This is a genomic window from Chryseobacterium indoltheticum (genome assembly GCF_003815915.1).
Taxonomy (GTDB): domain Bacteria; phylum Bacteroidota; class Bacteroidia; order Flavobacteriales; family Weeksellaceae; genus Chryseobacterium; species Chryseobacterium indoltheticum.
The window spans coordinates 2,961,905-2,985,938 of sequence record NZ_CP033929.1 but is presented as its reverse complement, the minus strand read 5'-3'; the positions used below and the strand labels follow the sequence as shown (position 1 = coordinate 2,985,938).

General features: G+C 33.0%; 26 protein-coding genes and 1 tRNA gene. 12 read left to right on the top strand and 15 right to left on the bottom strand.

The annotated features are described in order from the left end of the window. The first annotated feature begins 3 nt into the window (after positions 1 to 3). Positions 4 to 942 (top strand): helix-turn-helix domain-containing protein, encoded by a 939-nt coding sequence (locus EG358_RS13980; protein ID WP_076559703.1) that lies wholly within the window; start codon positions 4 to 6, stop codon positions 940 to 942. Between the two features lie 85 nt (positions 943 to 1,027). Then, entirely contained in the window at positions 1,028 to 1,792 is a 765-nt protein-coding gene (locus tag EG358_RS13975) for an SDR family NAD(P)-dependent oxidoreductase (RefSeq protein ID WP_076559705.1), read from the top strand. A gap of 70 nt (positions 1,793 to 1,862) precedes the next feature. Here EG358_RS13975 and EG358_RS13970 read toward each other — a convergent pair whose 3' ends face one another. After that, the gene (locus EG358_RS13970; RefSeq protein ID WP_076559707.1) at positions 1,863 to 3,011 is read right to left on the bottom strand and encodes a methionine aminotransferase; all 1,149 of its coding nucleotides are present in this window, start codon (positions 3,009 to 3,011) and stop codon (positions 1,863 to 1,865) included. 173 nt (positions 3,012 to 3,184) lie between these two features. On the opposite strand from EG358_RS13970, the gene EG358_RS13965 reads away from it, so the two are divergent. The 4 genes from EG358_RS13965 to EG358_RS13950 all read left to right on the top strand — a co-directional run bounded on the left by EG358_RS13965 (position 3,185) and on the right by EG358_RS13950 (position 8,843). Then, complete coding sequence (locus tag EG358_RS13965) at positions 3,185 to 5,068, top strand: DNA topoisomerase IV subunit B (protein ID WP_076559709.1); 1,884 nt, start codon at positions 3,185 to 3,187, stop codon at positions 5,066 to 5,068. Between the two features lie 92 nt (positions 5,069 to 5,160). Then, positions 5,161 to 5,583, top strand: a complete 423-nt coding sequence (locus EG358_RS13960) for a hypothetical protein (protein WP_228421319.1) — start codon at positions 5,161 to 5,163, stop codon at positions 5,581 to 5,583. Between the two features lie 3 nt (positions 5,584 to 5,586). Then, positions 5,587 to 8,172: a DNA gyrase/topoisomerase IV subunit A gene (locus EG358_RS13955; protein ID WP_174565090.1), complete on the top strand. Its 2,586-nt coding sequence runs from the start codon at positions 5,587 to 5,589 to the stop codon at positions 8,170 to 8,172. Positions 8,173 to 8,177: 5 nt separating this feature from the next. Then, on the top strand, positions 8,178 to 8,843 hold the full coding sequence (locus tag EG358_RS13950; protein ID WP_076559713.1) for a rhomboid family intramembrane serine protease: 666 nt from the start codon (positions 8,178 to 8,180) through the stop codon (positions 8,841 to 8,843). Positions 8,844 to 8,920: 77 nt separating this feature from the next. Here the strand turns inward: EG358_RS13950 and EG358_RS13945 are convergent, their stop codons facing one another. The 5 genes from EG358_RS13945 to EG358_RS13925 form a co-directional block, all read right to left on the bottom strand. Next, complete coding sequence (locus EG358_RS13945; RefSeq protein WP_076559716.1) at positions 8,921 to 9,379, bottom strand: hypothetical protein; 459 nt, start codon at positions 9,377 to 9,379, stop codon at positions 8,921 to 8,923. A gap of 99 nt (positions 9,380 to 9,478) precedes the next feature. After that, positions 9,479 to 10,411 (bottom strand): peptide chain release factor N(5)-glutamine methyltransferase, encoded by a 933-nt coding sequence (gene prmC / locus EG358_RS13940; protein WP_076559717.1) that lies wholly within the window; start codon positions 10,409 to 10,411, stop codon positions 9,479 to 9,481. Next, on the bottom strand, positions 10,411 to 11,169 hold the full coding sequence (gene yaaA, locus EG358_RS13935; RefSeq protein WP_076559720.1) for a peroxide stress protein YaaA: 759 nt from the start codon (positions 11,167 to 11,169) through the stop codon (positions 10,411 to 10,413). Before yaaA ends, prmC begins: the two co-directional genes overlap by 1 nt. Continuing rightward, positions 11,166 to 11,873: a CPBP family intramembrane glutamic endopeptidase gene (locus tag EG358_RS13930; RefSeq protein ID WP_076559722.1), complete on the bottom strand. Its 708-nt coding sequence runs from the start codon at positions 11,871 to 11,873 to the stop codon at positions 11,166 to 11,168. Before EG358_RS13930 ends, yaaA begins: the two co-directional genes overlap by 4 nt. Before the next feature lie 13 nt (positions 11,874 to 11,886). Beyond that, a complete protein-coding gene (locus EG358_RS13925) occupies positions 11,887 to 12,498 on the bottom strand; it encodes an L-threonylcarbamoyladenylate synthase (protein WP_076559723.1) in 612 nt (203 codons plus the stop codon). 100 nt (positions 12,499 to 12,598) lie between these two features. On the opposite strand from EG358_RS13925, the gene EG358_RS13920 reads away from it, so the two are divergent. From EG358_RS13920 to EG358_RS13895, 6 genes are all read left to right on the top strand, one after another. Continuing rightward, positions 12,599 to 12,671: transfer RNA gene (locus EG358_RS13920), tRNA-Met, on the top strand. Positions 12,672 to 12,726: 55 nt separating this feature from the next. Further along, on the top strand, positions 12,727 to 13,938 hold the full coding sequence (locus EG358_RS13915) for a tyrosine-type recombinase/integrase (protein ID WP_076559725.1): 1,212 nt from the start codon (positions 12,727 to 12,729) through the stop codon (positions 13,936 to 13,938). 59 nt (positions 13,939 to 13,997) lie between these two features. After that, positions 13,998 to 14,213 carry a hypothetical protein gene (locus tag EG358_RS13910; RefSeq protein ID WP_076559726.1) on the top strand — a complete coding sequence of 72 codons (216 nt, stop codon included), beginning with the start codon at positions 13,998 to 14,000 and terminating at the stop codon, positions 14,211 to 14,213. Between the two features lie 18 nt (positions 14,214 to 14,231). Next, the gene (locus EG358_RS13905) at positions 14,232 to 14,450 is read left to right on the top strand and encodes a hypothetical protein (protein WP_076559728.1); all 219 of its coding nucleotides are present in this window, start codon (positions 14,232 to 14,234) and stop codon (positions 14,448 to 14,450) included. Positions 14,451 to 14,538: 88 nt separating this feature from the next. Then, positions 14,539 to 15,783: an AbiH family protein gene (locus EG358_RS13900; RefSeq protein WP_076559730.1), complete on the top strand. Its 1,245-nt coding sequence runs from the start codon at positions 14,539 to 14,541 to the stop codon at positions 15,781 to 15,783. Continuing rightward, on the top strand, positions 15,780 to 16,085 hold the full coding sequence (locus tag EG358_RS13895) for a hypothetical protein (RefSeq protein ID WP_076559732.1): 306 nt from the start codon (positions 15,780 to 15,782) through the stop codon (positions 16,083 to 16,085). The genes EG358_RS13900 and EG358_RS13895 overlap by 4 nt, the downstream gene beginning before the upstream one ends. Positions 16,086 to 16,090: 5 nt before the next feature. Here the strand turns inward: EG358_RS13895 and EG358_RS13890 are convergent, their stop codons facing one another. The 9 genes from EG358_RS13890 to EG358_RS19700 all read right to left on the bottom strand — a co-directional run bounded on the left by EG358_RS13890 (position 16,091) and on the right by EG358_RS19700 (position 23,756). After that, complete coding sequence (locus EG358_RS13890) at positions 16,091 to 16,363, bottom strand: hypothetical protein (protein WP_076559733.1); 273 nt, start codon at positions 16,361 to 16,363, stop codon at positions 16,091 to 16,093. Positions 16,364 to 16,537: 174 nt separating this feature from the next. After that, positions 16,538 to 17,725 carry a hypothetical protein gene (locus EG358_RS13885; protein WP_076559735.1) on the bottom strand — a complete coding sequence of 396 codons (1,188 nt, stop codon included), beginning with the start codon at positions 17,723 to 17,725 and terminating at the stop codon, positions 16,538 to 16,540. 98 nt (positions 17,726 to 17,823) lie between these two features. Beyond that, positions 17,824 to 18,471 (bottom strand): glycoside hydrolase family 19 protein, encoded by a 648-nt coding sequence (locus EG358_RS13880; protein WP_076559737.1) that lies wholly within the window; start codon positions 18,469 to 18,471, stop codon positions 17,824 to 17,826. Beyond that, on the bottom strand, positions 18,468 to 19,031 hold the full coding sequence (locus EG358_RS13875) for a hypothetical protein (protein ID WP_123890117.1): 564 nt from the start codon (positions 19,029 to 19,031) through the stop codon (positions 18,468 to 18,470). The genes EG358_RS13880 and EG358_RS13875 overlap by 4 nt, the downstream gene beginning before the upstream one ends. Further along, on the bottom strand, positions 18,976 to 19,485 hold the full coding sequence (locus EG358_RS13870; RefSeq protein ID WP_076559740.1) for a phage holin family protein: 510 nt from the start codon (positions 19,483 to 19,485) through the stop codon (positions 18,976 to 18,978). The genes EG358_RS13875 and EG358_RS13870 overlap by 56 nt, the downstream gene beginning before the upstream one ends. Positions 19,486 to 19,496: 11 nt before the next feature. After that, positions 19,497 to 21,965, bottom strand: a complete 2,469-nt coding sequence (locus EG358_RS13865; protein ID WP_076559742.1) for a hypothetical protein — start codon at positions 21,963 to 21,965, stop codon at positions 19,497 to 19,499. A 6-nt stretch (positions 21,966 to 21,971) separates the two neighbouring features. Continuing rightward, on the bottom strand, positions 21,972 to 23,231 hold the full coding sequence (locus EG358_RS13860; protein WP_076559744.1) for a phage tail protein: 1,260 nt from the start codon (positions 23,229 to 23,231) through the stop codon (positions 21,972 to 21,974). A 3-nt stretch (positions 23,232 to 23,234) separates the two neighbouring features. Next, the gene (locus tag EG358_RS13855; protein WP_076559746.1) at positions 23,235 to 23,597 is read right to left on the bottom strand and encodes a hypothetical protein; all 363 of its coding nucleotides are present in this window, start codon (positions 23,595 to 23,597) and stop codon (positions 23,235 to 23,237) included. Positions 23,598 to 23,600: 3 nt separating this feature from the next. Then, on the bottom strand, positions 23,601 to 23,756 hold the full coding sequence (locus EG358_RS19700; RefSeq protein ID WP_159436363.1) for a hypothetical protein: 156 nt from the start codon (positions 23,754 to 23,756) through the stop codon (positions 23,601 to 23,603). Positions 23,757 to 24,034 lie beyond the last annotated feature (278 nt).

The window sequence follows — 24,034 nt, the reverse complement described above, 5'->3', positions numbered from 1 at the left end:
ATCATGGAAAAACTAGCTCATGCTTCTCTGGAAGATTTTTACCTTGAGATGACCAAAGGACTGGGAAAAGATATCGAAAGCATCTTTCCGAAAGGTCTTCATAAAGATATTGGTCATTTTAATGTGTTTGATATTGCGCAGACCATTGCCAATGTCAAAAAAACCTCTGAAATGCCTTACAACAGGAGGAAATATTATAAAATCAGTTTAATAAGAGGGAAAAACAGGGCTGAATATGCAGATAAAGTAATCTCAATAAAAAAGAATGCTTTACTTTTTGCAACTCCGAAAGTTCCTTATCATTATGTACCTGAAGATGAGAATCAGTCAGGGAATTTTTGCGTTTTTACGGCTGATTTTTTTACTAAAAATTCGTCTAAAAATATTCTTGAAGATTTGCCTTTATTTCAGCCGGGTACCATTCCCGTTTTTGAGATTGATGATGAATTGGCCGATGAGGTTGATTTGCTGTTCGGAAAAATCAAAAAAGAAATAGATTCTGATTATGAATTTAAATATGATTTAATACGAAATTATGTTTCCGAACTGATTCATTACGGACAAAAATTACAACCTGCAGAAAAAGTTGGTCATTCACATAACGCAGCGGTAAGAGTAGTTTCTCTGTTTGTCGAATTGTTAGAAAGACAGTTTCCGATTGAATCTTCCAATCAACGAATTCAGCTGAAAGTAGCTAAAGATTTTGCAGATCGATTGTCGATTCATGTGAATTATTTAAATAAAAATGTTAAAGAAAAAACCGGGAAAACAACTACAGAATTTATTGCAGATCGATTGATTCAGGAAGCTAAAATATTATTAAAACAAACCAACTGGAATATTTCTGAAATTTCTTATGCTTTAGGTTTTGAAGAGGTTGCTCACTTCTCTAATTTCTTTAAACGAAAAACTTCATTTGCACCAATAGAATTTCGTACCTGATTTGAATTTTGCAAATTTCAGATTGATTGAAGTAAATCTTAAAGGCTGAAATTGACTCAACTTTGTAACATCAAAAAATCAAATTATGAATAACAGAACAAAAATTGCCCTTGTAACAGGCGGAAGTAGAGGTTTAGGTAAAAATTCAGCGTTAAAAATTGCTAAAAAAGGATTGGACGTAATCATTACGTATCATAGTAATAAGGAAGAAGCTGAAAATGTTGTCGCAGAAATTCAGGCTTTAGGTCAAAAAGCGATCGCTTATCAATTGGATACGAGAAATACAAAAAGCTTTGATGAATTTATCAAAAAAGTGACAGATCATTTGGAGGAAAATACAGGAAGCAAAAATTTAGATTATCTGGTAAATAATGCAGGAACAGCATTGTATTCTCCGATTGCTGAGACTACAGAAGACCAACTTGATGAGATGGTTGATATTCACTTCAAAGGAGTTTTCTTTTTAACTCAGAAATTTTTGCCATTCATCAATGATGGAGGAGGAATTATAAATGTTTCTTCAGGTTTAGCAAGATTTGCTTTGCCGGGATCGTCTGTTTATGGCTCATTGAAAGCGGGTGTTGAAATGTTGACCAACTATATGGCGAAAGAATTAGGGCCAAGAAAAATAAAAGCGAATGTAGTCGCTCCGGGAGCAATTGAAACTGATTTTGGTGGCGGAAGAACAAGAGATGATGAAAATGTGAACTCTATGATTGCCGGAAATACTGCTTTAGGCAGAGCTGGTTTGCCGGATGATATCGGTGGAGTGGTAGCATTTTTGTGTACCGACGATGCGGGTTGGATCACTGCACAAAGAATTGAAGCTTCCGGCGGAATGTTCTTTTAAAAATAATTTATTTCCTCTCGCAGATTGAGCAGATCTTTACCTAATCTGTTTAATCTGCGAGAGATTTATTTTAAAGTTTAGCTAAATTTTCAATAGCCTTTTCCAGGGTTTCATTCTTTTTTGCAAAGCACAATCTGATCACATTTTCATTCAGCTTATCTTTATAAAAAGCAGAAAATGGAATACTTGCCACTTTGTGATTAATCGTTAATTCAGTTGCGAAATCAAAATCATTTTTATCTGAAATTTTGCCATATTTCAAAGCCTGAAAATAAGTTCCTTCACAATCGAGAAGTTCAAATGAAGTTTGGGCTAAACCTTGTCTTAAAAAATCTCTCTTCTCCTGAAAAAATTGACTTAGTTGATTGTAATGCTCGTCATTTTTCATGTACTCTGCCAAAGCCATTTGAAGTGGAGTATTAACGCAGAAAATATTGAACTGATGTACTTTCCTAAACTCATCAGTCAGAGCTTTTGGGGCGGCACAATATCCGATTTTCCAACCTGTGATGTGGAATAATTTCCCGAAAGAGGCTACTAAAAGACTTCTTTCTTTAAGCTCAGGATATTTACAAATGCTTAAATGTTCGTTACCGTCAAAAACAATATTTTCATACACTTCATCGCTCAAAATTAAAATATTAGTGTCTTTTACGATTTTAATTAACTCCTCAATGTCATTTTCTTTTAAAATCTTCCCGGAAGGATTGTTCGGATTATTCAGAATAATCATTTTTGTTTTTTCTGAAACCAGTTTTTTTACAACATTCCAATCGATTTCGTAATCGGGAGCTTTCATTTGAAAGCGTTTTACAATTCCACCAAAAAGTTCAACGGTAGGTTCATAACAATCATAAGCCGGTTCGAAAATTATTACTTCATCATTTTCCTTTACAAAGGTCGCAATTGCTGTAAAGATCGCCTGGGTTCCGCCTGCTGTGATGGTGATTTCAGTTTCGGGATGATAAATTGCTTGGTGGCTGTTCTCTATTTTTCTTGCAATTTCTTCTTTTAAACCCATGATTCCTCCTAAAGGAGCGTATTGGTTGAATCCTTTTTGAATGAAATTATTCGCTAAATCAAGTAATTCAGAATCAGTCGAAAAATCAGGAAATCCCTGTGATAGATTGATGGCTTGATGTTGATTGGCCAGTTGAGACATTTGGGTAAATATGGTGGTTCCAACATTGGGAAGTTTTGAAGAAAGAAGTTGTATCATTTAAAAATCTTTAAAAATCTAAATTAGATCAAATTTTCAATATTTCTGATTTAAATTTCAATAAATGTGTGATTGTACTATTAAAATTTAACTAAAATGTTAATAAATAGGAACTGAAAAATTCGGATATTTTTGTCCATTTTCGTACTTTTGTATGTTTGCTGAAATAATATATGTCACAAGAAATACAACCTATCTATTCCGAAGATAATATCAGAACCCTCGATTGGCAGGAACACATCCGTTTGCGTCCCGGTATGTATATCGGGAAGCTTGGCGATGGCTCGTCTGCTGATGATGGTATTTATATTTTACTGAAAGAAATTCTGGATAACTCGATCGATGAATTCAGAATGAAATCCGGTAAAAGAATCGAAATAAAAGTGGATGACGGAAAAGTCACGATTCGTGATTTTGGTCGTGGGATCCCTCTTGGAAAAGTAGTTGATGCTGTTTCAAAAATGAATACCGGTGGTAAATATGACAGCAAGGCCTTCAAAAAATCTGTCGGACTGAATGGTGTCGGTACAAAAGCTGTAAATGCACTTTCAGATTATTTCCGCGTACGGTCTTTCCGTGAAGGAAGAATGAAGATTGCAGAGTTTTCCAGAGGTATAATCACTGAAGAACACGATGAAAAAGAAACTTCAGACAGAAACGGAACCGAAATTTCTTTTATTCCAGATGCAGATATTTTTCTTCATTTTAAATACAGAAAAGAGTATATCGAAAGAATGCTCCGCAACTATGCATATCTGAATCCCGGATTAAAAATTCTTTTTAACGGCGAAACGTTCTTTTCAGAAAACGGATTAAAGGATTTGTTGGAAGAAGAGCTGGAAAGTGACACCTTATACCCGATTGTTCATTTGAAAGATAATGATATTGAAGTTGCGATTACGCACACCGATAAATCGCAGACAGAAACTTATTTCTCATTTGTTAACGGACAAAATACAACACAGGGTGGAACGCATCTGAATGCTTTCCGTGAAGCGTATGTAAAAACAATTCGTGAATTTTTCAATAAAACTTTTGATGCATCCGATGTAAGAAAATCGATTGTTGCTGCCATCTCCATCAATGTTGAAGAACCTGTTTTCGAATCTCAGACCAAAACAAAATTAGGTTCGAGTGATATGGGACCAAACGGTCCGACTGTGCGTACTTTTATCATTGATTTCTTAAAAAATAAATTAGATAATTTCCTACATAAAAATCCTGAGATTGCAGAAGCGATACAGAGAAAAATTTTAATTTCTGAAAGAGAAAGAAAAGAACTTTCCGGAATTCAGAAGCTGGCAAGAGAAAGAGCTAAAAAAGTTTCTCTTCACAATAAAAAACTTCGTGACTGCAGACAGCATTACAACGATCAAAAAGCTGAAAGAAAAGCGGAGACACAAATCTTTATTACCGAAGGAGATTCTGCATCAGGATCTATCACAAAATCGAGAGATGTAGAAACGCAGGCTGTATTTTCGCTAAAAGGTAAACCGCTAAACTGTTATGGTTTAACCAAAAAAGTGGTGTACGAAAATGAAGAATTCAACTTGCTGCAGGCTGCTTTAAATATTGAAGAAAGTCTTGAAGATTTAAGATACAATCAAGTAATTATTGCAACCGATGCCGATGTCGACGGAATGCACATCAGGCTTCTGATGATTACATTTTTCCTTCAGTTTTTCCCTGATGTGATAAAAAACGGACATTTGTATATTCTTCAGACTCCGTTATTCAGGGTTAGAAATAAAAAAGAAACGAGATACTGCTATTCTGAGCAGGAAAGGGTGAAAGCTTTAAATGAATTAGGAAAAAATCCTGAAATTACACGATTCAAAGGATTGGGAGAAATTTCACCTGACGAATTCAAACATTTTATTGGAAAAGACATTCGCCTGGAACCTGTAGTTATCGGAAAAGACCAAACGATTGAGCAGATTCTAGAATTTTACATGGGGAAAAATACACCGGATAGACAAGTTTTTATTCTTGAAAATTTGGTTGTAGAAGATCAGGATATTAATAAAAAGGAGGTTTTGGATGAAGTTGAGCTTTAAAAAATAGTAATCAGTAGAAATCAATAATTACGATGAGATTAAGTAACAGGAAAAAAGTACCTGTGTATAATTTTTTCAATATATTACTATTGATGATATTATCAGGAGGGTGCATAGGTTTTATTGTAGATAAAATGAGGTTTGATATTTTAGATGAGAAAAGCTATATTTTAATTATTATTCCTGCTATATTGTTGATTATTAATTATTTGTATGGTAGGCAGATTTTTGAATATGATAGTGAAGGTGAAGCACTTCACTTTAGAAACAGGAATATTATTCCTTTTATAGATAAACCGCTGAATGATGAATTTCCAAAGTATAAACTGATTAAATTTGAAATGGTTTCGATATTGTTTTTCAGTAGACTTTATTTGACTGTTTCTAGCAAAAACGGTGGCTCGGCAATCTTAAAATATGAAACTTCCTATTTAACGAGAAAAGAAGTCAATGATTTAAAAACATCCCTCAATAAAGTAATAAATGCTAATAAAGAGAAAAGACATCAAGAATAAATAATGATAGAAGACAACTCTCACGAAGGCGAAAGCTTAAAAAAAGTTTCAGGACTGTACAAAGACTGGTTTCTGGATTATGCATCTTATGTAATTTTAGATAGAGCCATTCCGTCTGTTTACGATGGTTTCAAACCGGTACAACGTAGAATTATGCATTCTATGCGTGAGCTGGAAGACGGGCGGTACAATAAAGTGGCAAATATTGTTGGTAACACGATGAAATATCACCCTCACGGTGATGCTTCTATTACCGATGCAATGGTGGGGATCGGGCAGAGAGAACTATTGATAGATACCCAGGGAAACTGGGGGAATATTTACACCGGAGATTCTGCTGCTGCTGCTAGATATATCGAAGCAAGATTGACTCCTTTTGCATTGGAAGTTGTTTTTAATCCTAAAACCACCATTTGGTCAAAATCTTATGACGGCAGAAATAACGAGCCTGTAGATTTACCTGTAAAATTTCCTTTGCTTCTGGCGCAGGGTGTTGAAGGAATTGGGGTAGGACTTTCTACAAAGATTCTTCCGCATAATTTCAACGAATTAATTAATGCGTCTGTTGCTCATCTGAAAGGGAAAAAATTTGAAATTTATCCTGATTTTCTTACCGCAGGTTTTCTGGATGTTTCAGAATATAATGACGGTCACAGAGGCGGAAAAGTAAGAGCAAGAGCCAAGATTTCTCAGGTAGACAAGCATACTTTGATGATTTCTGAGCTTCCTTTTTCTAAAAATACCAGTGATTTGATTGATTCGATCATTAAGGCTAATGAAAAAGGAAAAATCAAAATCAAAAAAATTGAAGACAATACTTCAGATAAAGTTGAAATTCTGATTTATCTTCACAATGAAGTTTCGCCAGATAAAACGATTGATGCGCTATATGCATTTACCGATTGTCAGGTGACGATTTCTCCCAATGCCTGCGTAATTGTGGGCGATAAGCCAATGTTTTTAAACGTTTCCGAAATTTTAAGAATGAATACCGATCATACGGTTTCGTTGCTGAAAAAAGAACTGGAAATTGAGCTTAATGAATTGCAGGAAAGCTGGCATTTTTCTTCATTAGAAAGAATCTTCATCGAAAACAGAATCTATCACGACATCGAAGAGGTAAAAAGTTGGGAAGAAGTGCTGAAAACCATTGATAAAGGCTTAAAACCACACACCGCACATCTTTTAAGAGAAGTTACCGAAGAAGATATTTTAAGGTTAACTGAGATTAGAATTAAAAGAATCTCAAGATTCGATTTAGATAAATTTAAAGAAAATATTGCTGCATTAGAAGGCAAAATTGAGCAGGTAAGATTTCATTTGGCTAATCTTATAGCCTATGCGATTGATTATTATCTGAATATTCAGAAAAAATACGGAAAAGGCAAGGAAAGAAAAACAGAATTAAGGATCTTCGATACCATTGATGCGACAAAAGTTGCAGTAGCTAATGAAAAATTCTATGTTAATTTTGAAGAAGGCTTTATCGGAACTTCGCTTAAGAAAGACCAATATTTGTTTGACTGCTCAGACATCGACGATATCATTACGTTCAGAAAAGACGGAAACATGAAAGTCGTGAAAGTAGAAGCCAAAACCTTCATTGGTAAAGACATTCAACACGTTGCCATCTGGAAAAAGAACGATAAACGCACCGTTTACAACATGATTTATCGTGAAGGCAGAGACGGACCTTATTATATGAAGCGTTTTTCGGTGACGGGTGTTACCCGAAATACAGATTATCCTTTAGCATCCGATGTAAAAGGCTCAGAAATGCTTTATTTTTCGGCAAATCCGAACGGTGAAGCTGAGGTTGTAACTGTTTTATTAAAACCCAATCCGAGAATCAGAAAGAATAAAATGGAAATCGATTTTTCTGAACTTGCGATTAAAGGAAGAGATTCTAAAGGTAATTTGGTAACCAAATATTCTGTAAAAAAAGTTGATCTGAAGGAAGAAGGCGTTTCTACATTGGCGCCAAGAAAGATCTGGTTTGACGAAACGGTAAGAAGACTGAATGCGGATGTAAGGGGAACGCTCCTCGGAAACTTTAAAGGGGATGATAAAATCTTAACCATTAATGCACAGGGAGAAGCCAAACTCGTAAGTTTTGATCTTGGAAACCGCTTTGATGACGAGTATATTATTTTGGAAAAATGGCGTCCTCATCAACCGGTGACCTGCATTTATTATGACGGAGAAAAAGATATGTATTTCATCAAAAGATTCTTGCTGGAAAACAATACCAATGTACAGACTTTTATGCCATCTGAACATCCGAAGTCATTTGTCGAAAGAATTATAGTTTCTAATAATTCTACCGCAGAAATTATTTTCGCAAAAGATAAAGGAAAAGAAAGAGAGCCTGAAATCGTAAATATCGACGAATTTATAGCCGTAAAAGGAATTAAAGCGATCGGAAATCAGTTTACAAAATTTAAGGTTAAAAATATAAACATCACCATTCCTGAACCTGAAGAAGAGGAGCCGGAAGTGTACGAAGAACCAGATCTTACCTCTCCCATCATAGACGATGAGGGTGGAACAATCGGCGATTTGTTTGAAAGTGATGATAACGAAAAATAGAAAATATGAATACAGTTGTCATAATTATAATTGCAGTAACATGTATTATTAGCTATTTAGCTTTAAACGATATAAGAATGTTCGAAAAATACAAATTCAATGTTGGAGCAATTCAACAAAGAAAAGAGTATTTCAGACTTTTATCAGCAGGTTTTCTTCATGCAGATTTTATACATTTAGCATTGAATATGTATGTTTTGTATATGTTCAGCCCTGCTATTTTATATGCTTTTGGAGTGAGTGGTTTTTTAATTATTTATATCGCTTCGATACTATTAGGAAATTTATTTTCGCTCTTAATTTATAAAAATCAAAGTTGGTATTCTGCAATTGGTGCAAGCGGAGGTGTTGCTGGGATTATTTTTGCAAGCGTTTCTTTAGATCCTGTAAATATAAAAATCGGAATTATATTTCTACCTCCAGCCCTAAGTATTCCAGGATATATTTTTGGTTTGCTGTATTTTGGATATTCTGTTTACAGCATGCTGAAACCAAGAAGTCATGATAATATTGGTCATGCAGCACATTTAGGCGGTGCATTTTTTGGGTTAATTTATACAATCATTGTTTTCCCTCAAATTGCATTAAGCAATATTCTCTTTTTGGGTATTATGTCACTTCCGCTGATTTATTTAGCATATGAAGTATTTATAAGAAAAAGAATTAATTAATAAACTCTTTCAAATTATTGAAATAAAAAAGACTGTTCTCTATTTGAAAACAGTCTTTTTTATTGTGTTGAAAATTACTATTCTTCCCAGGCAATTGGAATATATATATTCACATAACCGTCTTGTCCCACTGAAGATGGCGTCAGGGTAACTGTTGTAGAACCGTAGCCAACCCAGCCTCCTTGTCCCTGATAAGCAGAGATTTCATAAGTTCCAGCTGGAAGATCGTTAAAATATCCGGGTAGTTTGGCGTATCCGTTAGAATAAGTGATATATCCGTCATAAACAATCCCTGTATTCACATCGGTTGCATAAATTCCGCCCATATCATAACTTCCGCTCATGGTGTTTACCCCGTTATGGATGGTACCTACTTTTAACTGATAAGTCTGTTGTTTCTTACTATTCTCACTTTTATTTGCGAGATTAGCATTTGTCATTTCAGCATCCGTTAAAGTTGTTGCATCAGTACTGCAACTGGTAATTGTTAATAGAACTCCGAACGCTAGTAATGCGCTTTTCATTAAATTTTTCATAATAATATAATTTTATTGTTTGGTGGGATAAAATTAAGAATATAAAAATAAAACGGAATTTGATTACAATTAACTTTATATGAACTTTTGAATTTAATATTATTTTATTCCAAAAATAAAACGGTCGTTCTCGCTCAGGTCTTTTATGAGTTCAACTTGTGAAAAATCTTTGTACAATTCTAGCGTTTCTTTCCCTAATTTCTGATTGATTTCTAAGAAAAGCAAACCGTTTTCATTTAAATATTTTTTAGAATCTTCGGCAATTTTTCGATAAAAAATCAAAGCATCGGAAATTGGAGAAAACAACGCCATTGTAGGCTCAAATTTCTTTACAGAATCTGCAATTTCGTTCTCTTCATCAATCCCAATATAAGGCGGATTTGAAATAATAACATCAAAATTCTGATTTAAATCTAAACTCAGATAATCGGCATGAATAAAATTGATGTCAAGCTGGTGAAATTCTGCGTTCTTTTTCGCTGTTTTTAAGGCTGCTTCAGAGAAATCAATGGAAGTAATTTCTGCTTCCGGGAAATGTTTTTTTAAAACCAAAGGAATAATTCCGCTTCCGGTTCCGATGTCTAAAATTTTGACTCTTTTTAATTCCTGTTCTTGCGAAGGTGGATATTTTGCTTCTTCAGTCCATTTATAATCTGTTTGTTTCGATCTTAAATGAATGTATTCCATTCTTGAAATATTTCTTTTTATCTCTTTAATCGCTATTTCCAGCAATTCCTCCGTTTCCGGTCGAGGAATCAAAACATTCTCATCTACAAAAATTTTCATTCCATAAAATTCAGTTTCACCTAAAATCTGTAAATAAGGTTTTCCTGTTTTTAATTCTGAAATGATTTGCTGGAATTTATTTATATTCTCATCAGACAATTCCAAATCTGCAGATTGTCTTTGCTGAAAGTTATTTAAGTCTAAAATATGTTCAGTAAAAATCTGAAATATAAAGGTACTTTCAGAATCTGTATAGACTTCTGAAAGTGAATCTAAAAAATGTGTTTTAAGTTGGGATAACGTCATTATCTTGTGAAAACGAGTTTTGTATCGGTTGATTTTTCTTCATCAATTAAGTATCCTTCATAGTTGAATGCTTTTACGTCATTTAATGTTTTTACATTATTTTCGGCACAAAATCTCACCAGCATACCTCTTGCATGTTTGGTGTAAACTACGATAGTTTTCAATTTTCCATCTTTCATTTCGTAGAAATCAAAATCGATAACTTGATGATTTAGTTTTTTTCTGTCTACAACTTTTACATACTCACCGCTTGCCAAATTCAGGAGAATTTCGTTCTTTTTCATTTCAGAATTAAGTTGATCCGTTATTTTTTCTGTCCAGAACTGGTAAAGATTTTTATAGCTTTCAAATTCGAAATTTCTGCCCATTTCAAGACGATAAAGCATTACTTTGTCTGAAGGTTTCAGCAAACCATACAGCCCGGAAAGCATTCTGTAATTTTTCTGAAGATAATCAATCGCATTTTTATCTAATGTTTTTGCATCCAGACCGCGATATACTTCGCCAGTAAAAGCAAACATTGCGGGAGCAGATTCTTTTGCAGTGGGTTTAGCTTTCCATTTTTGGTTTCTTTCCCAGTTTTCGTCTGCCAGTTTTGACGAAATTTCCATTAATTCAGAAAGATATTTTGGAGATTTATGCTTTAAATGAGATTGAATTAATGCTGCTTCTTCGATGAATTTCGGGGTAGAACTTCTCAATAAATCTGTTGAGTTTTCTACGTTCATTAATTTTGCAGGAGAGGTTATGATTTTCATAAGTTGAGTAAAGATAAATGTTTAGGATCAATAAAATTCATGAGCATCATCGAGATAAAATCGATCAGAAAATGACAGACAATTAGAATTTTAATGTTTGAATATTTTTTATAAAACAGAGCAAATACAATCCCAATAAAAAATGGGACAACAACCTGACCGATTGTTCCGTAAGTGCTGTGTAAAATTCCGAATAAAAGGGATGAAACAATCACTCCCAACATCGGACTATTGTATATTTTTTCAATTCGTGGCTGAATGTAAGCCCGCATCAGTAATTCTTCTATAACTCCGGCGGTAAGGCAGGTGAAAATGATCAGAAAATAATTGTTTTTAAATAATTTTTTAAGGTCTAAAAGTCTTTCGCTAGGTTTTTCCTGAGTTAAAAAAATAATAATCGCATTCAGAAATGCTCCACCAAATAAGCAAATAAAATACAAGCTTATTACTGCGCCCAAATAAAATAAAGGCGAATACTTTTTTTCTTCCCAAACAAAGAATGATCTGTTTTCTAAGAAAAAATTATAAATCAAAACAAGAACTAAAACCAGCCACAATGAAAGCCTGTTATAGAAAAAAAGATCAGCGGTTAAAGTTTTATAATTAAAAAATAAATTGATTAATGGGATTGAATACAGCATTGAAGCGGCAAGCAATACAAAAGTAAGTACAATGCCTAAAGAATATCTTCCGTTCAGACTCATCTCAATAACTGTTCTAAATTTCTCCTTTTCCCTGACGGATTATTTCCGGTTCGCCCGAAGTAAGATCTACAATGGTTGATGCTATATTATCACCATATCCTGAATCTATTACAATATCAACCAAATGATCATATTTTTCAGCAATCAGTTCCGGATCTGTAGAATATTCAATAATTTCATCATCATCTTTAATGGAAGTTGATGCGATTGGATGGCCCAATTTTTCAACAATCAATTGCGGAATTGAATGATCAGGTACACGGATACCGATTGTTTTATGATTTTTATAAGCTAAAGGAAGACTTTTATTTGCTTCCAGAATAAATGTAAAAGGACCTGGAAGATGACTTTTTAGAAACCTGAAAACTGAGGTGTCAATAGGTCTTGTAAAATCTGATAAATGGCTTAAATCATTACAAATAATTGAGAATTTTGATTTTTCTAATTTCTGTTTTTTTATTTGCGCTAATTTTTCCATGGCCTTGATATCAAAAATATTACAGCCTAAAGCATAAACAGTATCAGACGGATAAATAATCAGTCCGCCATTATTCAGGGATTTAATGACCTCATTGATAAGGTTTTCCTGTGGATTGTCCGGGTAGATTTTCAAAATTTTTGCCATAAACAAATGTACGAATATTTAAATATATTTCATGAAAATGCTTTATTTAAAAGGATCGCTTGCGGTTTTGAAATATATTCGTATATTTGCAATCCAATATCGCGGGATGGAGCAGTAGGTAGCTCGTCGGGCTCATAACCCGAAGGTCATCGGTTCGAGTCCGGTTCCCGCTACTAAGTTTCTTAAACTATAAATATCGGTCTAACAACAAGTTATACCGATTTTTTTATGTCATCATTACTTGAAACTTTAATAAGCGAATACAGTAACGAATACAATACTGATATGTCTGTCGTTCCATACAAGTTGCCTAAAATATATCATGGAGGAAAAGACTTCGACCTTTCCCAAAGATGGTATGTGTACTATTCATACTTAAATCCAATTACTGGAAAAATGCAACGTCAAAATCCAATTTATATGAACGTAAATCGGGATTACAATACTGTTGCTGACCGAATGAAGAGGTTAAAATTAATCTCTAAAAACTTAACTGAATTATTGAAAAATGGATACTCTCCATACTCGGATTCTGAGGTTAAGGAAAAGTATACTATTAAAGAAGCTATTGAATGGGCTTATGAATTAAAAGCTGCAACTTTATCTGATACTTCAATTCCAGATTATAGATCTAAGAAAAATCAATTTGTTAAATATCTTGAAAAACATGGCCTTGATGTTTATCGTTCTGATGAATTTTCTAAAAAGTATGTTCAAAATTACATGAACGAAATTATTCTGAAGAATTCTGGGAAAACACATAATAATCATAAAGTCGTTCTTTCATCATTTTTTGAAATTTTAAAGAAGAATGATCTGATATCAGAAAATTTTATTAAGGATATCGATAATCAAGTAAGTAAGCCTGAAAAAAATAAATCTTATTCCAAGGCACAATTAAACGAACTATTTAATGAAGTGTCAAAGGACGAACGATTATTTTTATTTGTCCAATTTATAAGCTATAATATTTTGAGACCAATTGAAGTAGCACGATTAAAGTTCGAAGATTTAAAAATACATGATAATCCTCCATTTCTTCAGGTTAAAACTAAGAACAAGCCGCTGAAAACAAAATTAATTCCATCAATCATGTTAAACAGTCTTCAAAATCTAAAATTTGGAAATCCAAGGGATCTTGTTTTTAAAACTAATGATAAAGGAATTGAAACTAATGAAATGAATCGTCGTGATTATTTCTCTGGAGAATTTAAAAAAATAAAAGATAAGTTAGGTTTGGGTGAAGAATATACACTTTATTCGTTTAGACATACATTTATTACAAAGCTATTCCGGGAACTTAGAAAAGAACGTACAGAGCTTGAAACTTATGATTTATTGATGAGAATTACAGGCCATAGCACCTTGAAAGCTTTAAAAGCTTATCTTAGAGATATTGATGCTGAACTTGCTGAAGATTATTCAGAATTCTTGGAATGATTATTTTCCTTTACGGTTTTCCGTTTTATAAATTTGATTTTGAACATTATTTTTGAGTTATGAAAGAGTTCAAAATTGAATCGCAGGCGAGCCTTATTTTAGAAGTAATAAAAGCTTTGAAGTATAATACTTCTGGGATAGGATTGAGAACAATTTACGATATTAAAATTGAGAGACTTTCTTATGAGAACTGTAGAATTACATTTATAGCAAAGGAAGGTAAAGAAATAAATCCTACAGACTTTTTTTATCTAGGTTTAGATATTAATCGATAACAGTTATATCTTTGAGAAATGGAAAATGAAGAGTTAGAAAGGCAGATACTAGAGATAGTTACGAAAAAGCATGATGAAACAGGCGGGAATAATGGAAATGGTTTTGGTGACTTTGACCATATTCTAAAAATGTCAATCGAAGATAGGAACTCATTCATAAAACGTTTGGTTGATGAAAAGAAAATTGCAATCAGAATGGGACCAAATGCGAGGATGATTATGTTGCCAAAAAATTAAGGAGTCAAAAATGATTCCTTTTTCTTTTAAAAGATATTACCGAAGTCTGGAAAATGATACTTTGTTTATATTTGTAAAAACTTAAGCTATGATTAATAGAATTATATTGATTGGTAATGGATTTGATCTTGCACATGGTATCCCTACATCGTATTGGGATTTTATGCATAATTATTGGATGAAATCTTTTACTGATTATTACAATTTACGTGGGGAATTGTACAAATGCGAAGAATTTGAGACGATTAAGGAAATTCCTAAAAGTTATTTTAAGGATCACAAAGAATTTATAGCATATTTAACTACTTATACAGACTCACATAAAAAATTAAACAATTTTTTCTTTAAACTGTCAAAGCACCTTTTGAAATGGGATTGGGTAGATGTAGAAACAGCTTATTATAATGAATTACTATTCTGTAAACCGCCAATACGTACAAGACAGCAAGATATAGTTAAATTAAATAAAGATTTTGAAAAAGTTAAAGATTTACTTGAAAAGTATTTGACTAAAGTTGTTGACGAAACAATTATTAACAGGCAAATTATTACAGCAGTAAAATCAATTATTAGGGAGGATTTATTTTTAAATGATTTATCTGAAAATGGACTAAGTCAAATAACAGACGAAATATATGGCAGGATAAAACCTTTTATTGGTCCTGAACCTGACAAAAATATTGATCCTTATTACCTGACTAAATTTGAAAAAGAGATTTTGAAAGACCATATCAATTTTGAATTTGACAAGAAATATTTGTTTAAATATCTTCGAAATAAAAGTATAACTAATGATATTTATATGCCTATAAATTTCTTGACATTCAATTATACTAATATTGAAGATAACTATTTAGACGAGGAAAATGATGATTCCGTAATACACATTCATGGTCAACTAAATTCTGAAAATAATCCTATAATTTTTGGGTATGGTGATGAGCTTGATGATAGTTATAAAGAAATTGAAAAGCTAAATAATAATCATTTTTTAGATAATGTAAAATCTATTAATTACGCTAATACCAATAATTACAAGCGGTTACTTGAATTGGTTAATTCGGGATTGTTTCAAGTCTATGTCTTAGGTCATTCATGTGGTAATTCGGATAGAACTCTTCTTAATACAATATTTGAGCATGATAACTGTGTATCAATAAAACCATTTTTTTATCAGGAGACTGAGGTAAAAGATGATTATTTAAAAATATATAAAAATATTTCAAGAAACTTTAATGACAAAGCTAAACTGAGAGATAGAGTAGTGAACAAGCAATTGTGTCGACCCATGATTTCATTAGATATTCAAAAAGCTGTAAAAGAGAAAAAATGAAACTAAAGGCTATTATTCGAGAAGATGTAAAACCTTCAGATAAAAAAATTATAGTGGAGTTTTACGGTGATGATAAAAACCAGCATTTTGAAGTCAAATGTTTATTCAGTCCGTTTTATTTGGAAATGAAAAAGTGGGAATCATGGATTCTCAATATCAAGATGGAAAGTGAAATTTTCACAGAACCTAAAACTGGAGCTAAGTCGTACTTCACGCATCTTTTGTGTAAAAAAGCTGAATTAGTTGATTCGCCTTACATAAAAGATAAAGATTCGCAACCTCTCGGAGAAAATGATAAGTAGATATTTTACCCATATCCAAATATCACTAAATGTCTTATGTAACTTGTAGCTTCAATTGAGTTACATTCATTAGCATCCATATCTCGAACTATTTTAGCCCTGATTTCTTGAACATGATGAAAGTTTTCTTCCGGACCTTCAAGCTTATCGAACATTTCAAAAAACTCTTTTCGTAAAACTTCCTTTTTTTCCGTCTCGTTTCTGTCGGATGCACCCCAATATTTCCACATTTTTTCTGTGAGAAATTTAATATTCATTTTCCAATCTTTATAACCCATAAAGTAAATTTAATAATTCTACAAATATAAACGTATAGAACGACAAATCTTGACGTAAAAAAACAACCCCGCAATCGCGAGGCTTGTTAAAACTTATATGAATGAAATGTGTTCTGCCATATTTTAATTTTAATGAATGTCTACAGATGTTTTTAATCTATATATATCAATTATCTATCTTGGGGTGTTTGCTACATAAATTTTTCTATATTTTGACATTAAACGGATATAATAAATGGCAATTCCACCCATAGTTATAAAACATATATATATAAAAATAGCTATTATTAGAAAAATGTTTTTTTCTGTTTGTTCATCAGGATTAAAAAAAGATGACCTTTTGATAAATGAAATATTTATACTATCATTAATTTTGTAGACATCATCATCAGCTATTTCTGTATTTTGTTTAACAAGTTTGAGAATGATCTTTTCGGCTATATCATCGAGTGAACTTCGGTCATGATAATAGAGAGAATCGTGGTATACTATATTTAAACTATCACTACTTCTAGAAAAATAATATGGTTTACTAGCTTGTATGCTATCTAGTAGTTTTAATTCAGATTTTTTTCTTAACTTATTTTTCCTCTCATTAAGTTTTTTATTTTTGACGAGCACCTTATCGTCCTCCAGTCTTTTGTTATTTATAATGTAAAGTTTTTCGTATCTATATGTCTTCCTTCTCAATGAGTCTTCTTTAGTTCTCACAACAACCTCAGTAGATTTTGTATATTTAGGTTTAAATATTCTATCAGCAAGATTTTCATTAGTAAAAACTATCATCGAAGTAAATAGAGTTAGAACAAATATTGATAAAATAAGCATTCCCCAGTAATCTTTAACTTTATTTTCAGCTAAAATAAGTACTTCTTTATTTACATTTAAAATTCTCTGCTGAGCAATGTATCCAACTTGATTTGCTTCGTAAAATGCATCAAACGTTATGAAATCTGAACTCATTAAATTATCTACTTTAAAATTAAGTACAGATGAATCGTGCTCAAGATTGCAGTTCAAAAGGCTGGTTTTATTTGTTACTTTATATTTTCTCCATATTCCATCAATATCCTTTATTTTTATATTCAAAGGAACTACAATGTCATCTGGTGAAATATCACCGTCTCCAGTTACTATAAATGTTCCAGATAAATAATATAGAAAATTTGAAATTTCATGATTATCAATTAATACTTTCAGCGGACTAAATCCAGAGGGTTTAATCGTATTAACTGCATAATTCTTTCTTATAATTAAGATTATGGTTTTTCTTCTAATCCTTTGCCAAAATGCAAACGCTAAAATCACTGAAACAACAATACCTATAATTCCTATCCAGTCACTTGTAGAAAATTGATTCATTTAGTTTTTTCTCAAAATTAATAAATTTTATTATTTATATCAAGTGGATTACTACTACTAAAAAAGAGTATTAATTAGATACTCTTTTTATCATAAATTTAAGAGAAAACCTTTTTAAACTTTTCTGTTTTTACTTTTCTGTCTTCAGCATGATTCGGTATCTTTTCGGTGTCAGGATTTCCGATATTAATCCCTCGTGAAATTTTCAGTCCTTGATCTTTGTCAGCATAAGAGTTTAATTTTTTCATTTGCCAATACCAAAGCGCTGCAATTAAAGAGTCAGCTTCATTCAATAGAAGATCTGGATTTTCAACATAATCAACATTTAATCCTAAAACTTCCTGAACATATTTTGTAAGTCCCCAATAATTTGATAATCCAGTTATCTGAAAAATTCCCCGGCCCCGATACTTCCAGCCATCACCAAAAGTTTTATTTCCGAGGTTCTTTAAACCCCAAGAACCACCATATAAAATATTTGCAAGCATTTCTTGGTTAGCTAATTGTGTTCTGATTCTTCCTAACTTTCGTGCATCAACCTCAGAAATTCTATGTCTCCCAAATTTAGAAAGAAGAGCTTCAACTGAATAATTTAGATTTTCCACTCTCGGTTTTAAATTGCTTTCGTGTGCCGCCTGACCGAAAAAATGAGCTAGTCTTAAAGGAGTATTCACAGCAAATTTTGTAAACAAATTTTGATATTTTGCACTTAATGGGTGCTTCGCTAAAGGGTCTGTATTTTTCATTTTTTAAAATATTTATAGATGAAAAAGATGAAGATTAAAAATATCAGAACGAATGTGATTAAAATCCATAGCCCTGCTTGCAAGCCTTTAACCTTTATTTCCTTTGTTTTATTTTTTACTTCCTTGAATCGCTCTTTAACATTATTTTCTTCAACAATGTTTTCGGAAAATTGCTTGAACTTTTCAACTAACGATTCTGATTTTTTTTCAGTTTTTACTTCAATTGATTTCAAAGCTTTTGATCTGAAGATAACATTCGCGTTCCCGGTAACTTTAAAACTTTGCAAAGTATCACCGTTTTCAATGTTGAAGATTTCAAGCGGCTTATCAATCTCAGACGTACCAACAATGTTAATTTCTGTCTGTGATTCTTTTTTTAGATCGGTTGACTTTTTTTCAGAAATAACTTCTTTCTCCTGGCTTTTGCTTTCATTCTGAATGCTGTCTTTTTTAGAATCAACTTTGATAAATTCTTTTTGAATTTCTGAGTTTTTTAAGACCTGCTTAGTTTTGCAGCCCATCATTAGAAGGGCTGCCAACATTATCATTAACGCTTTCATTTGCTTGTTTTTTGTAGTTAGATAATAGTTCTTGTAGAACATCTTCTTTTTTTTCTAGAATCTCAAGAACCTGAATCATTGAAGCATCTAATTTTCTCCTTTGCTTCTCATCACCTTTTTCATGTACAGACTTTGCTTCTGTAAAAACTAAAGCAACTGCAGCCAATAATGAGACAACCGGAATTGCTGAAATTGGAAACTCAAAAAAATATGATATTGGTACTATTGCATCGAAAATAAATGCAAAAACAAGCATTCCAAAATATTGATTAAACTTCGAAACACTCCTTTTATAGCCTTCAGAACTTCTTACTTCACCTACTTGTTTGGCTTTTCTAATTCCAAAAAAGAAATCAATAATCATCGCCAATAATACGGCGCACCAAAGAATACCTATAACTATTAATTTCATAGTTATCGCAGCGTAATCTTCTTTTAAAAATTCTAAAATCATAATTTATATTGTTAAATTATATTGGTTCCGTTAACATTATTTTTGAAAATGTCACTGTCTTGATCTCTGTAAAATTCTACCCAAGTAGCACTCCCAAGACTTGTAACATTGCTTCCGCCATCAAAATAAATTATTGGACTTAAAGAAGCTGAGCCGTTCAATATTCTTAAGGTTGCGCCTCGTGGCATATTTTCGACACGAATGTTTTGAAAATTGTTTCCTTTACAGGTAATTGTTGCGAATCGAACATTTGGAAAATCATCAAAATCAAAAGTCAAATCATTTGCGCTATTCTTATAAATCACCTCGGCGAACGTATCATTTACTCGTGCCTGTGCGATTTCTTCTGCCTGACCAAAAGGCACAGCATCGTCAGGTTGTGAAGCAAAAGGAACTTTTGGAGATGCCGTATAAGTTTTAATTCCGGTAATAATTTGATTACTGAAAAAAGTAACAAAATTACTTGATGTCCAACTTGTAGTCGCCAAGTTTGAATCAAAGCCAATGCTGTTTCTAATGTAAGGACTATCTGGTGAGCCTCCAATAAAACCTATTCCTACAGCGTTATCTAAAGCATTGATTTTAGTTGCTAATTGCGTAGTTAAACTTGCTTGAGTAACGTATGTTGGTAAAGTTCCTTTTGTAACTGTAATTCCATTAGCATTTTGAGTAACATCTGTGATATAATTACCAGAACCATTTACCGTAATGGGCAAACTGAAAACGGTTCCGGTCAATGTCAATCCATTCCCTGCTGTATAAGTTGTATTTGTATTAGTTGCAGATAAAATTCCTGTTCCGTCAATAGTTAAGTTTGCTCCGACTTTTACACCTCCTAAAACTGTTGTACTAGCAATTTGGTTTTTACCCATATAATTAGCAGAAACATAAGTAAAAATGTCATTAGTACTATTATCTACATAATCCGCTAATTGCCCTAAATTGACAGCATGATATGCTAAAGTTCCCCAAGGTATTAAAGGGCTTTGGTTAAAAGTAATAGTATTCGTGAAAGTCTGTACACCGTTTAATGTTGCATAACCTGCTAATTGAGTGTTTAGACTTGATTGAGTTAAATAACTATTAGAATCTATAGAACCATCAGCTTTTAAAAATTGAACCGCTGTTCCACCTGTTTTTACAAATTTTTCAGAGGTGATATTCCCTAAAGGTGATATTACTACTTTATCAGTATCAGCGTCACCGAATTTTAAATCGTAATACAATTTATTAACTCCGAATTTAGTTACGGTTGATCCTGTAGATGATAGGTCTTGTCTTGTAAGTTTCCAATCTATCTGTGATAATTGAGTGTTATGATTATTATGTCCGTAGATAATTACTTCCATGATGGATCGACCATAATTCCCTTCGTCTGTAGCTGATTGTACATTGGCTGTTAGTCCGTTATTACCAATGTAATCAGCGAAATTTAGCTTTTTCCATCCAACACCGTGGCTTTGAAAATTTCTATTATATACTCTTAATTCTGATTTATCAGGTGTTAAATTATAATAATATGACAAATATATAGAGCCATAAGGATAGGCAATAAGCTGGTTAAAAGCTGTTCTGCTGGTCGCCTTAGGTGTTATTCTAACTTTCATATAATGCTCGCTACCTGCTGTAACTCCGTTTTCGTAAGAACCATTGAACGGCAACGCTGCATTCAATGTTTGCACTACAGGGGAATCCAAGTCTTTTGGCGTATTATATTCAGGATAAACCTGAACAGATGTTGCCACCGCACCGAATACTATTGTTCCTGTTGTAGCATTATAGGTAAACTGTAAAGCCCCAACTGGATTAGAAGACACATCTGTGCAAAGTGTTGTACCTGAATAAACTACAACTTGCGGTGGCTTAGCAACATTATTGGTAATGGTAAAAGTTTTATTATCTGTAGTGCTTAATGAATACTGCTCGACCCAATCAGGATTTACTTTCGGGTATGACTCGGAATTATGAATTTTCATATGTAGAGTCACCTGTACATCCCATTTCTTATCTGCTGCATACATTGCATTATCTATCGAGTTGATAAACAATTTTTTTCCACCAAATGCATTCGAAGGCATTAGAGTATCACCGTAAGATACAGCATCAGTAACTCCATAACCAGCCAATGTTGTTGGCTTTGATGCTAATGAAGCGAAAGTGTGAGTGTGATTAGGAATATCTCCAGCAACTAAAGCTCTAAATGTTGGATTTCCAGATCCAACAGCGGGACTTGCAAAAAATAAGTTTTGTGATTTTGGCGAAAGTAATGAAGGGTATTTTGTATCTAAATAGTTCAAATCAATTTTTAATGATACATCTCCAGTACCACTATCAATTCCAGTTTGAGTATCGATTTTTATTCCATTATTACCGTCTATTAATTTTGCTACTACTGCTTTTCCTGTAGTAGTTATATTGATATCATCACGGGTAATGGTTCCATCCTTAATTTGACTTCCTGTTAATTGACTTTTAGCCATAATAGTTTAATAATAATAAGTTGCTCTAATAATATCTCCAACTACCGGAATAGTTAACATTGTTATTGTTGCACCAGAAATAGTATAATCATTACCAGTACCAGGTTCTAACAATTGGCCGTTTAAATAAATCATTTCCTTTCCAGCTAACGGAACATTAGCTAAAGAAAACACCGCATTCGTACCATTAACTAATCCTGATGGCGACTCTCTAACAATGTAATTAGAAGGATTCATGACGGCAATATTACTTGCAGAAGTAACTCTACCATATGCGTCTACAGTTACATTATTATATGTTCCTACAGCGACACCTGATGTCAATAAATCTATTGTTGGATTACCAGCAACACCATTTCCGTTTGTAATGCCAATTCTTCCAGCAGTTCCAGCAATCGATCTGGCAACATTTGAATTTGTGGAAGTGTTCACATAAAAACCGGGTCCGCTAAATGATGCTAAGTTTGTTAAATTAGCATTAGAAGGTTGTGCTCCGATATCTGCTGGAGTAGCTGTTGTTCCAGCTGTAACACGTCCATATGCATCTACTGTAGTTTTGGTATATGTTCCAGCAGTAACACCAGTTGTGGCTAAATCAATATTATCAGCATTTGCAACGATTCGGCCAGCAGTACCAACTACATCAAGCGTGTTCCCATTTTTCACCATACCGGTACCTGCTGAAATCTGACCAGCACCAGAGAATTGTGCGAAAGTTAGTACGGTTGATCCAATTGTAATAGCGCCATCGGTTGAAAGCACCCAGCCACTATCGGCATTAACAGTACCTTCTTGAATAAGTATAAAAGTTCCGCTTTTTAATTCTTCTGCAGTATCAGCATCGCTAGCTCTAGTCCATGCTCCAGTTGCTGCAACGTAAATACCATTCGCAGCGCCCGCGGTCTGATTCTTTACCAAAACTCTGTTTCCTGCAACAACAGAAACACCGTCAATTGTTTGTGCGCCAGATAGTGTAATGTTTGCAGTAGTAGCAACTCTTGCAGCATCTTTAAATGACAATCCTGCTTGATTATTTTGTAGATCGACCAATCGAACTGCGTCATCTGGATTTGAAGGGGCTCCCAAATTTGTTAATTTGTTTCCGCCCATCGATTGATCTCCTGTAAACGTTACAGTCCCTGTTTTTTTAATGAAATCAGATCCTTCAGCTAATTTACTTGTATCAATTGCAGCTGCTGAATCTATGTCAGCATTGACAATTTTCAGATTTTCAATCTGTCTTTTTTTTATGAGTGTTGTAGACATTATTTATTGTTTTATATAGTCAATTATTAAATTATCTGTTGGTTCAGGTGGAATATTAAGTATAATCGTATTGTTGTTTTCAACGTAGTCATTATTTATTCCTATCTTTTGTCTAATTCCGTTTACATAAACCCTTGTGCTGTTAATTATAAAAATATCAGGAAGAGTGAAGGTTTTATTTATATTATTTTGAAGTCCGGTAAATGTTGAATTATTCTTGATTGATGAGTTAAAATGACTGGATTGATTAATGTATATTTTCAGATCTTCCCAATCATATTTCTTTGCTACTCCCTCTTGAGTAACAACAAATAGCGTTGGTACTGACGGTGATCCGTCGGGGTTAATAGCTGCTTCAGAACTCATTATTTAGCAATTGAAATTTTGATTATTATTTATTCTTTTTAGATCTGTACTGTTAAAAATTTTTCCGGTAAATATTCCCTCGATTACTTCGATACCTGTGTCATCCGGAACAAGACTGATATCCATGATGAAGCCACTTAAAAGAATCTTTACTTTCATTTCAGTAACTTATGTATATATAAACTTAAAGTTGTGGATGTTGGAACATAAACTAAATAGATAATGATCCACATCCAAAATGTGGGAAATCCTGCATTCAATTCAAGGATAAAAAGCAGATAGAGCCAAAACCCCAAGAAGCTTAAGAAATGAGAAAAACACAACAAACAACCACCAAGAATTTTATATAAAATCAGTTTATTTGTTGTCCCTGCTACGTCAAATTTTCTCAACATATTTTGCCATTTGAAAAGCAAATCGAAAATCTGATCTTTCTG

Excerpts from the sequence above, each read along its gene's own strand:
- EG358_RS13980 (WP_076559703.1), top strand. The coding sequence starts at position 4 with ATGGAAAAACTAGCTCATGCTTCTCTGGAAGATTTTTACCTTGAGATG.
- EG358_RS13975 (WP_076559705.1), top strand. The coding sequence starts at position 1,028 with ATGAATAACAGAACAAAAATTGCCCTTGTAACAGGCGGAAGTAGAGGT.
- EG358_RS13970 (WP_076559707.1), bottom strand. The coding sequence starts at position 3,011 with ATGATACAACTTCTTTCTTCAAAACTTCCCAATGTTGGAACCACCATA.
- EG358_RS13965 (WP_076559709.1), top strand. The coding sequence starts at position 3,185 with ATGTCACAAGAAATACAACCTATCTATTCCGAAGATAATATCAGAACC.
- EG358_RS13960 (WP_228421319.1), top strand. The coding sequence starts at position 5,161 with ATGATATTATCAGGAGGGTGCATAGGTTTTATTGTAGATAAAATGAGG.
- EG358_RS13955 (WP_174565090.1), top strand. The coding sequence starts at position 5,587 with ATGATAGAAGACAACTCTCACGAAGGCGAAAGCTTAAAAAAAGTTTCA.
- EG358_RS13950 (WP_076559713.1), top strand. The coding sequence starts at position 8,178 with ATGAATACAGTTGTCATAATTATAATTGCAGTAACATGTATTATTAGC.
- EG358_RS13945 (WP_076559716.1), bottom strand. The coding sequence starts at position 9,379 with ATGAAAAATTTAATGAAAAGCGCATTACTAGCGTTCGGAGTTCTATTA.
- prmC (WP_076559717.1), bottom strand. The coding sequence starts at position 10,411 with ATGACGTTATCCCAACTTAAAACACATTTTTTAGATTCACTTTCAGAA.
- yaaA (WP_076559720.1), bottom strand. The coding sequence starts at position 11,169 with ATGAAAATCATAACCTCTCCTGCAAAATTAATGAACGTAGAAAACTCA.
- EG358_RS13930 (WP_076559722.1), bottom strand. The coding sequence starts at position 11,873 with ATGAGTCTGAACGGAAGATATTCTTTAGGCATTGTACTTACTTTTGTA.
- EG358_RS13925 (WP_076559723.1), bottom strand. The coding sequence starts at position 12,498 with ATGGCAAAAATTTTGAAAATCTACCCGGACAATCCACAGGAAAACCTT.
- EG358_RS13915 (WP_076559725.1), top strand. The coding sequence starts at position 12,727 with ATGTCATCATTACTTGAAACTTTAATAAGCGAATACAGTAACGAATAC.
- EG358_RS13910 (WP_076559726.1), top strand. The coding sequence starts at position 13,998 with ATGAAAGAGTTCAAAATTGAATCGCAGGCGAGCCTTATTTTAGAAGTA.
- EG358_RS13905 (WP_076559728.1), top strand. The coding sequence starts at position 14,232 with ATGGAAAATGAAGAGTTAGAAAGGCAGATACTAGAGATAGTTACGAAA.
- EG358_RS13900 (WP_076559730.1), top strand. The coding sequence starts at position 14,539 with ATGATTAATAGAATTATATTGATTGGTAATGGATTTGATCTTGCACAT.
- EG358_RS13895 (WP_076559732.1), top strand. The coding sequence starts at position 15,780 with ATGAAACTAAAGGCTATTATTCGAGAAGATGTAAAACCTTCAGATAAA.
- EG358_RS13890 (WP_076559733.1), bottom strand. The coding sequence starts at position 16,363 with ATGGGTTATAAAGATTGGAAAATGAATATTAAATTTCTCACAGAAAAA.
- EG358_RS13885 (WP_076559735.1), bottom strand. The coding sequence starts at position 17,725 with ATGAATCAATTTTCTACAAGTGACTGGATAGGAATTATAGGTATTGTT.
- EG358_RS13880 (WP_076559737.1), bottom strand. The coding sequence starts at position 18,471 with ATGAAAAATACAGACCCTTTAGCGAAGCACCCATTAAGTGCAAAATAT.
- EG358_RS13875 (WP_123890117.1), bottom strand. The coding sequence starts at position 19,031 with ATGAAAGCGTTAATGATAATGTTGGCAGCCCTTCTAATGATGGGCTGC.
- EG358_RS13870 (WP_076559740.1), bottom strand. The coding sequence starts at position 19,485 with ATGATTTTAGAATTTTTAAAAGAAGATTACGCTGCGATAACTATGAAA.
- EG358_RS13865 (WP_076559742.1), bottom strand. The coding sequence starts at position 21,965 with ATGGCTAAAAGTCAATTAACAGGAAGTCAAATTAAGGATGGAACCATT.
- EG358_RS13860 (WP_076559744.1), bottom strand. The coding sequence starts at position 23,231 with ATGTCTACAACACTCATAAAAAAAAGACAGATTGAAAATCTGAAAATT.
- EG358_RS13855 (WP_076559746.1), bottom strand. The coding sequence starts at position 23,597 with ATGAGTTCTGAAGCAGCTATTAACCCCGACGGATCACCGTCAGTACCA.
- EG358_RS19700 (WP_159436363.1), bottom strand. The coding sequence starts at position 23,756 with ATGAAAGTAAAGATTCTTTTAAGTGGCTTCATCATGGATATCAGTCTT.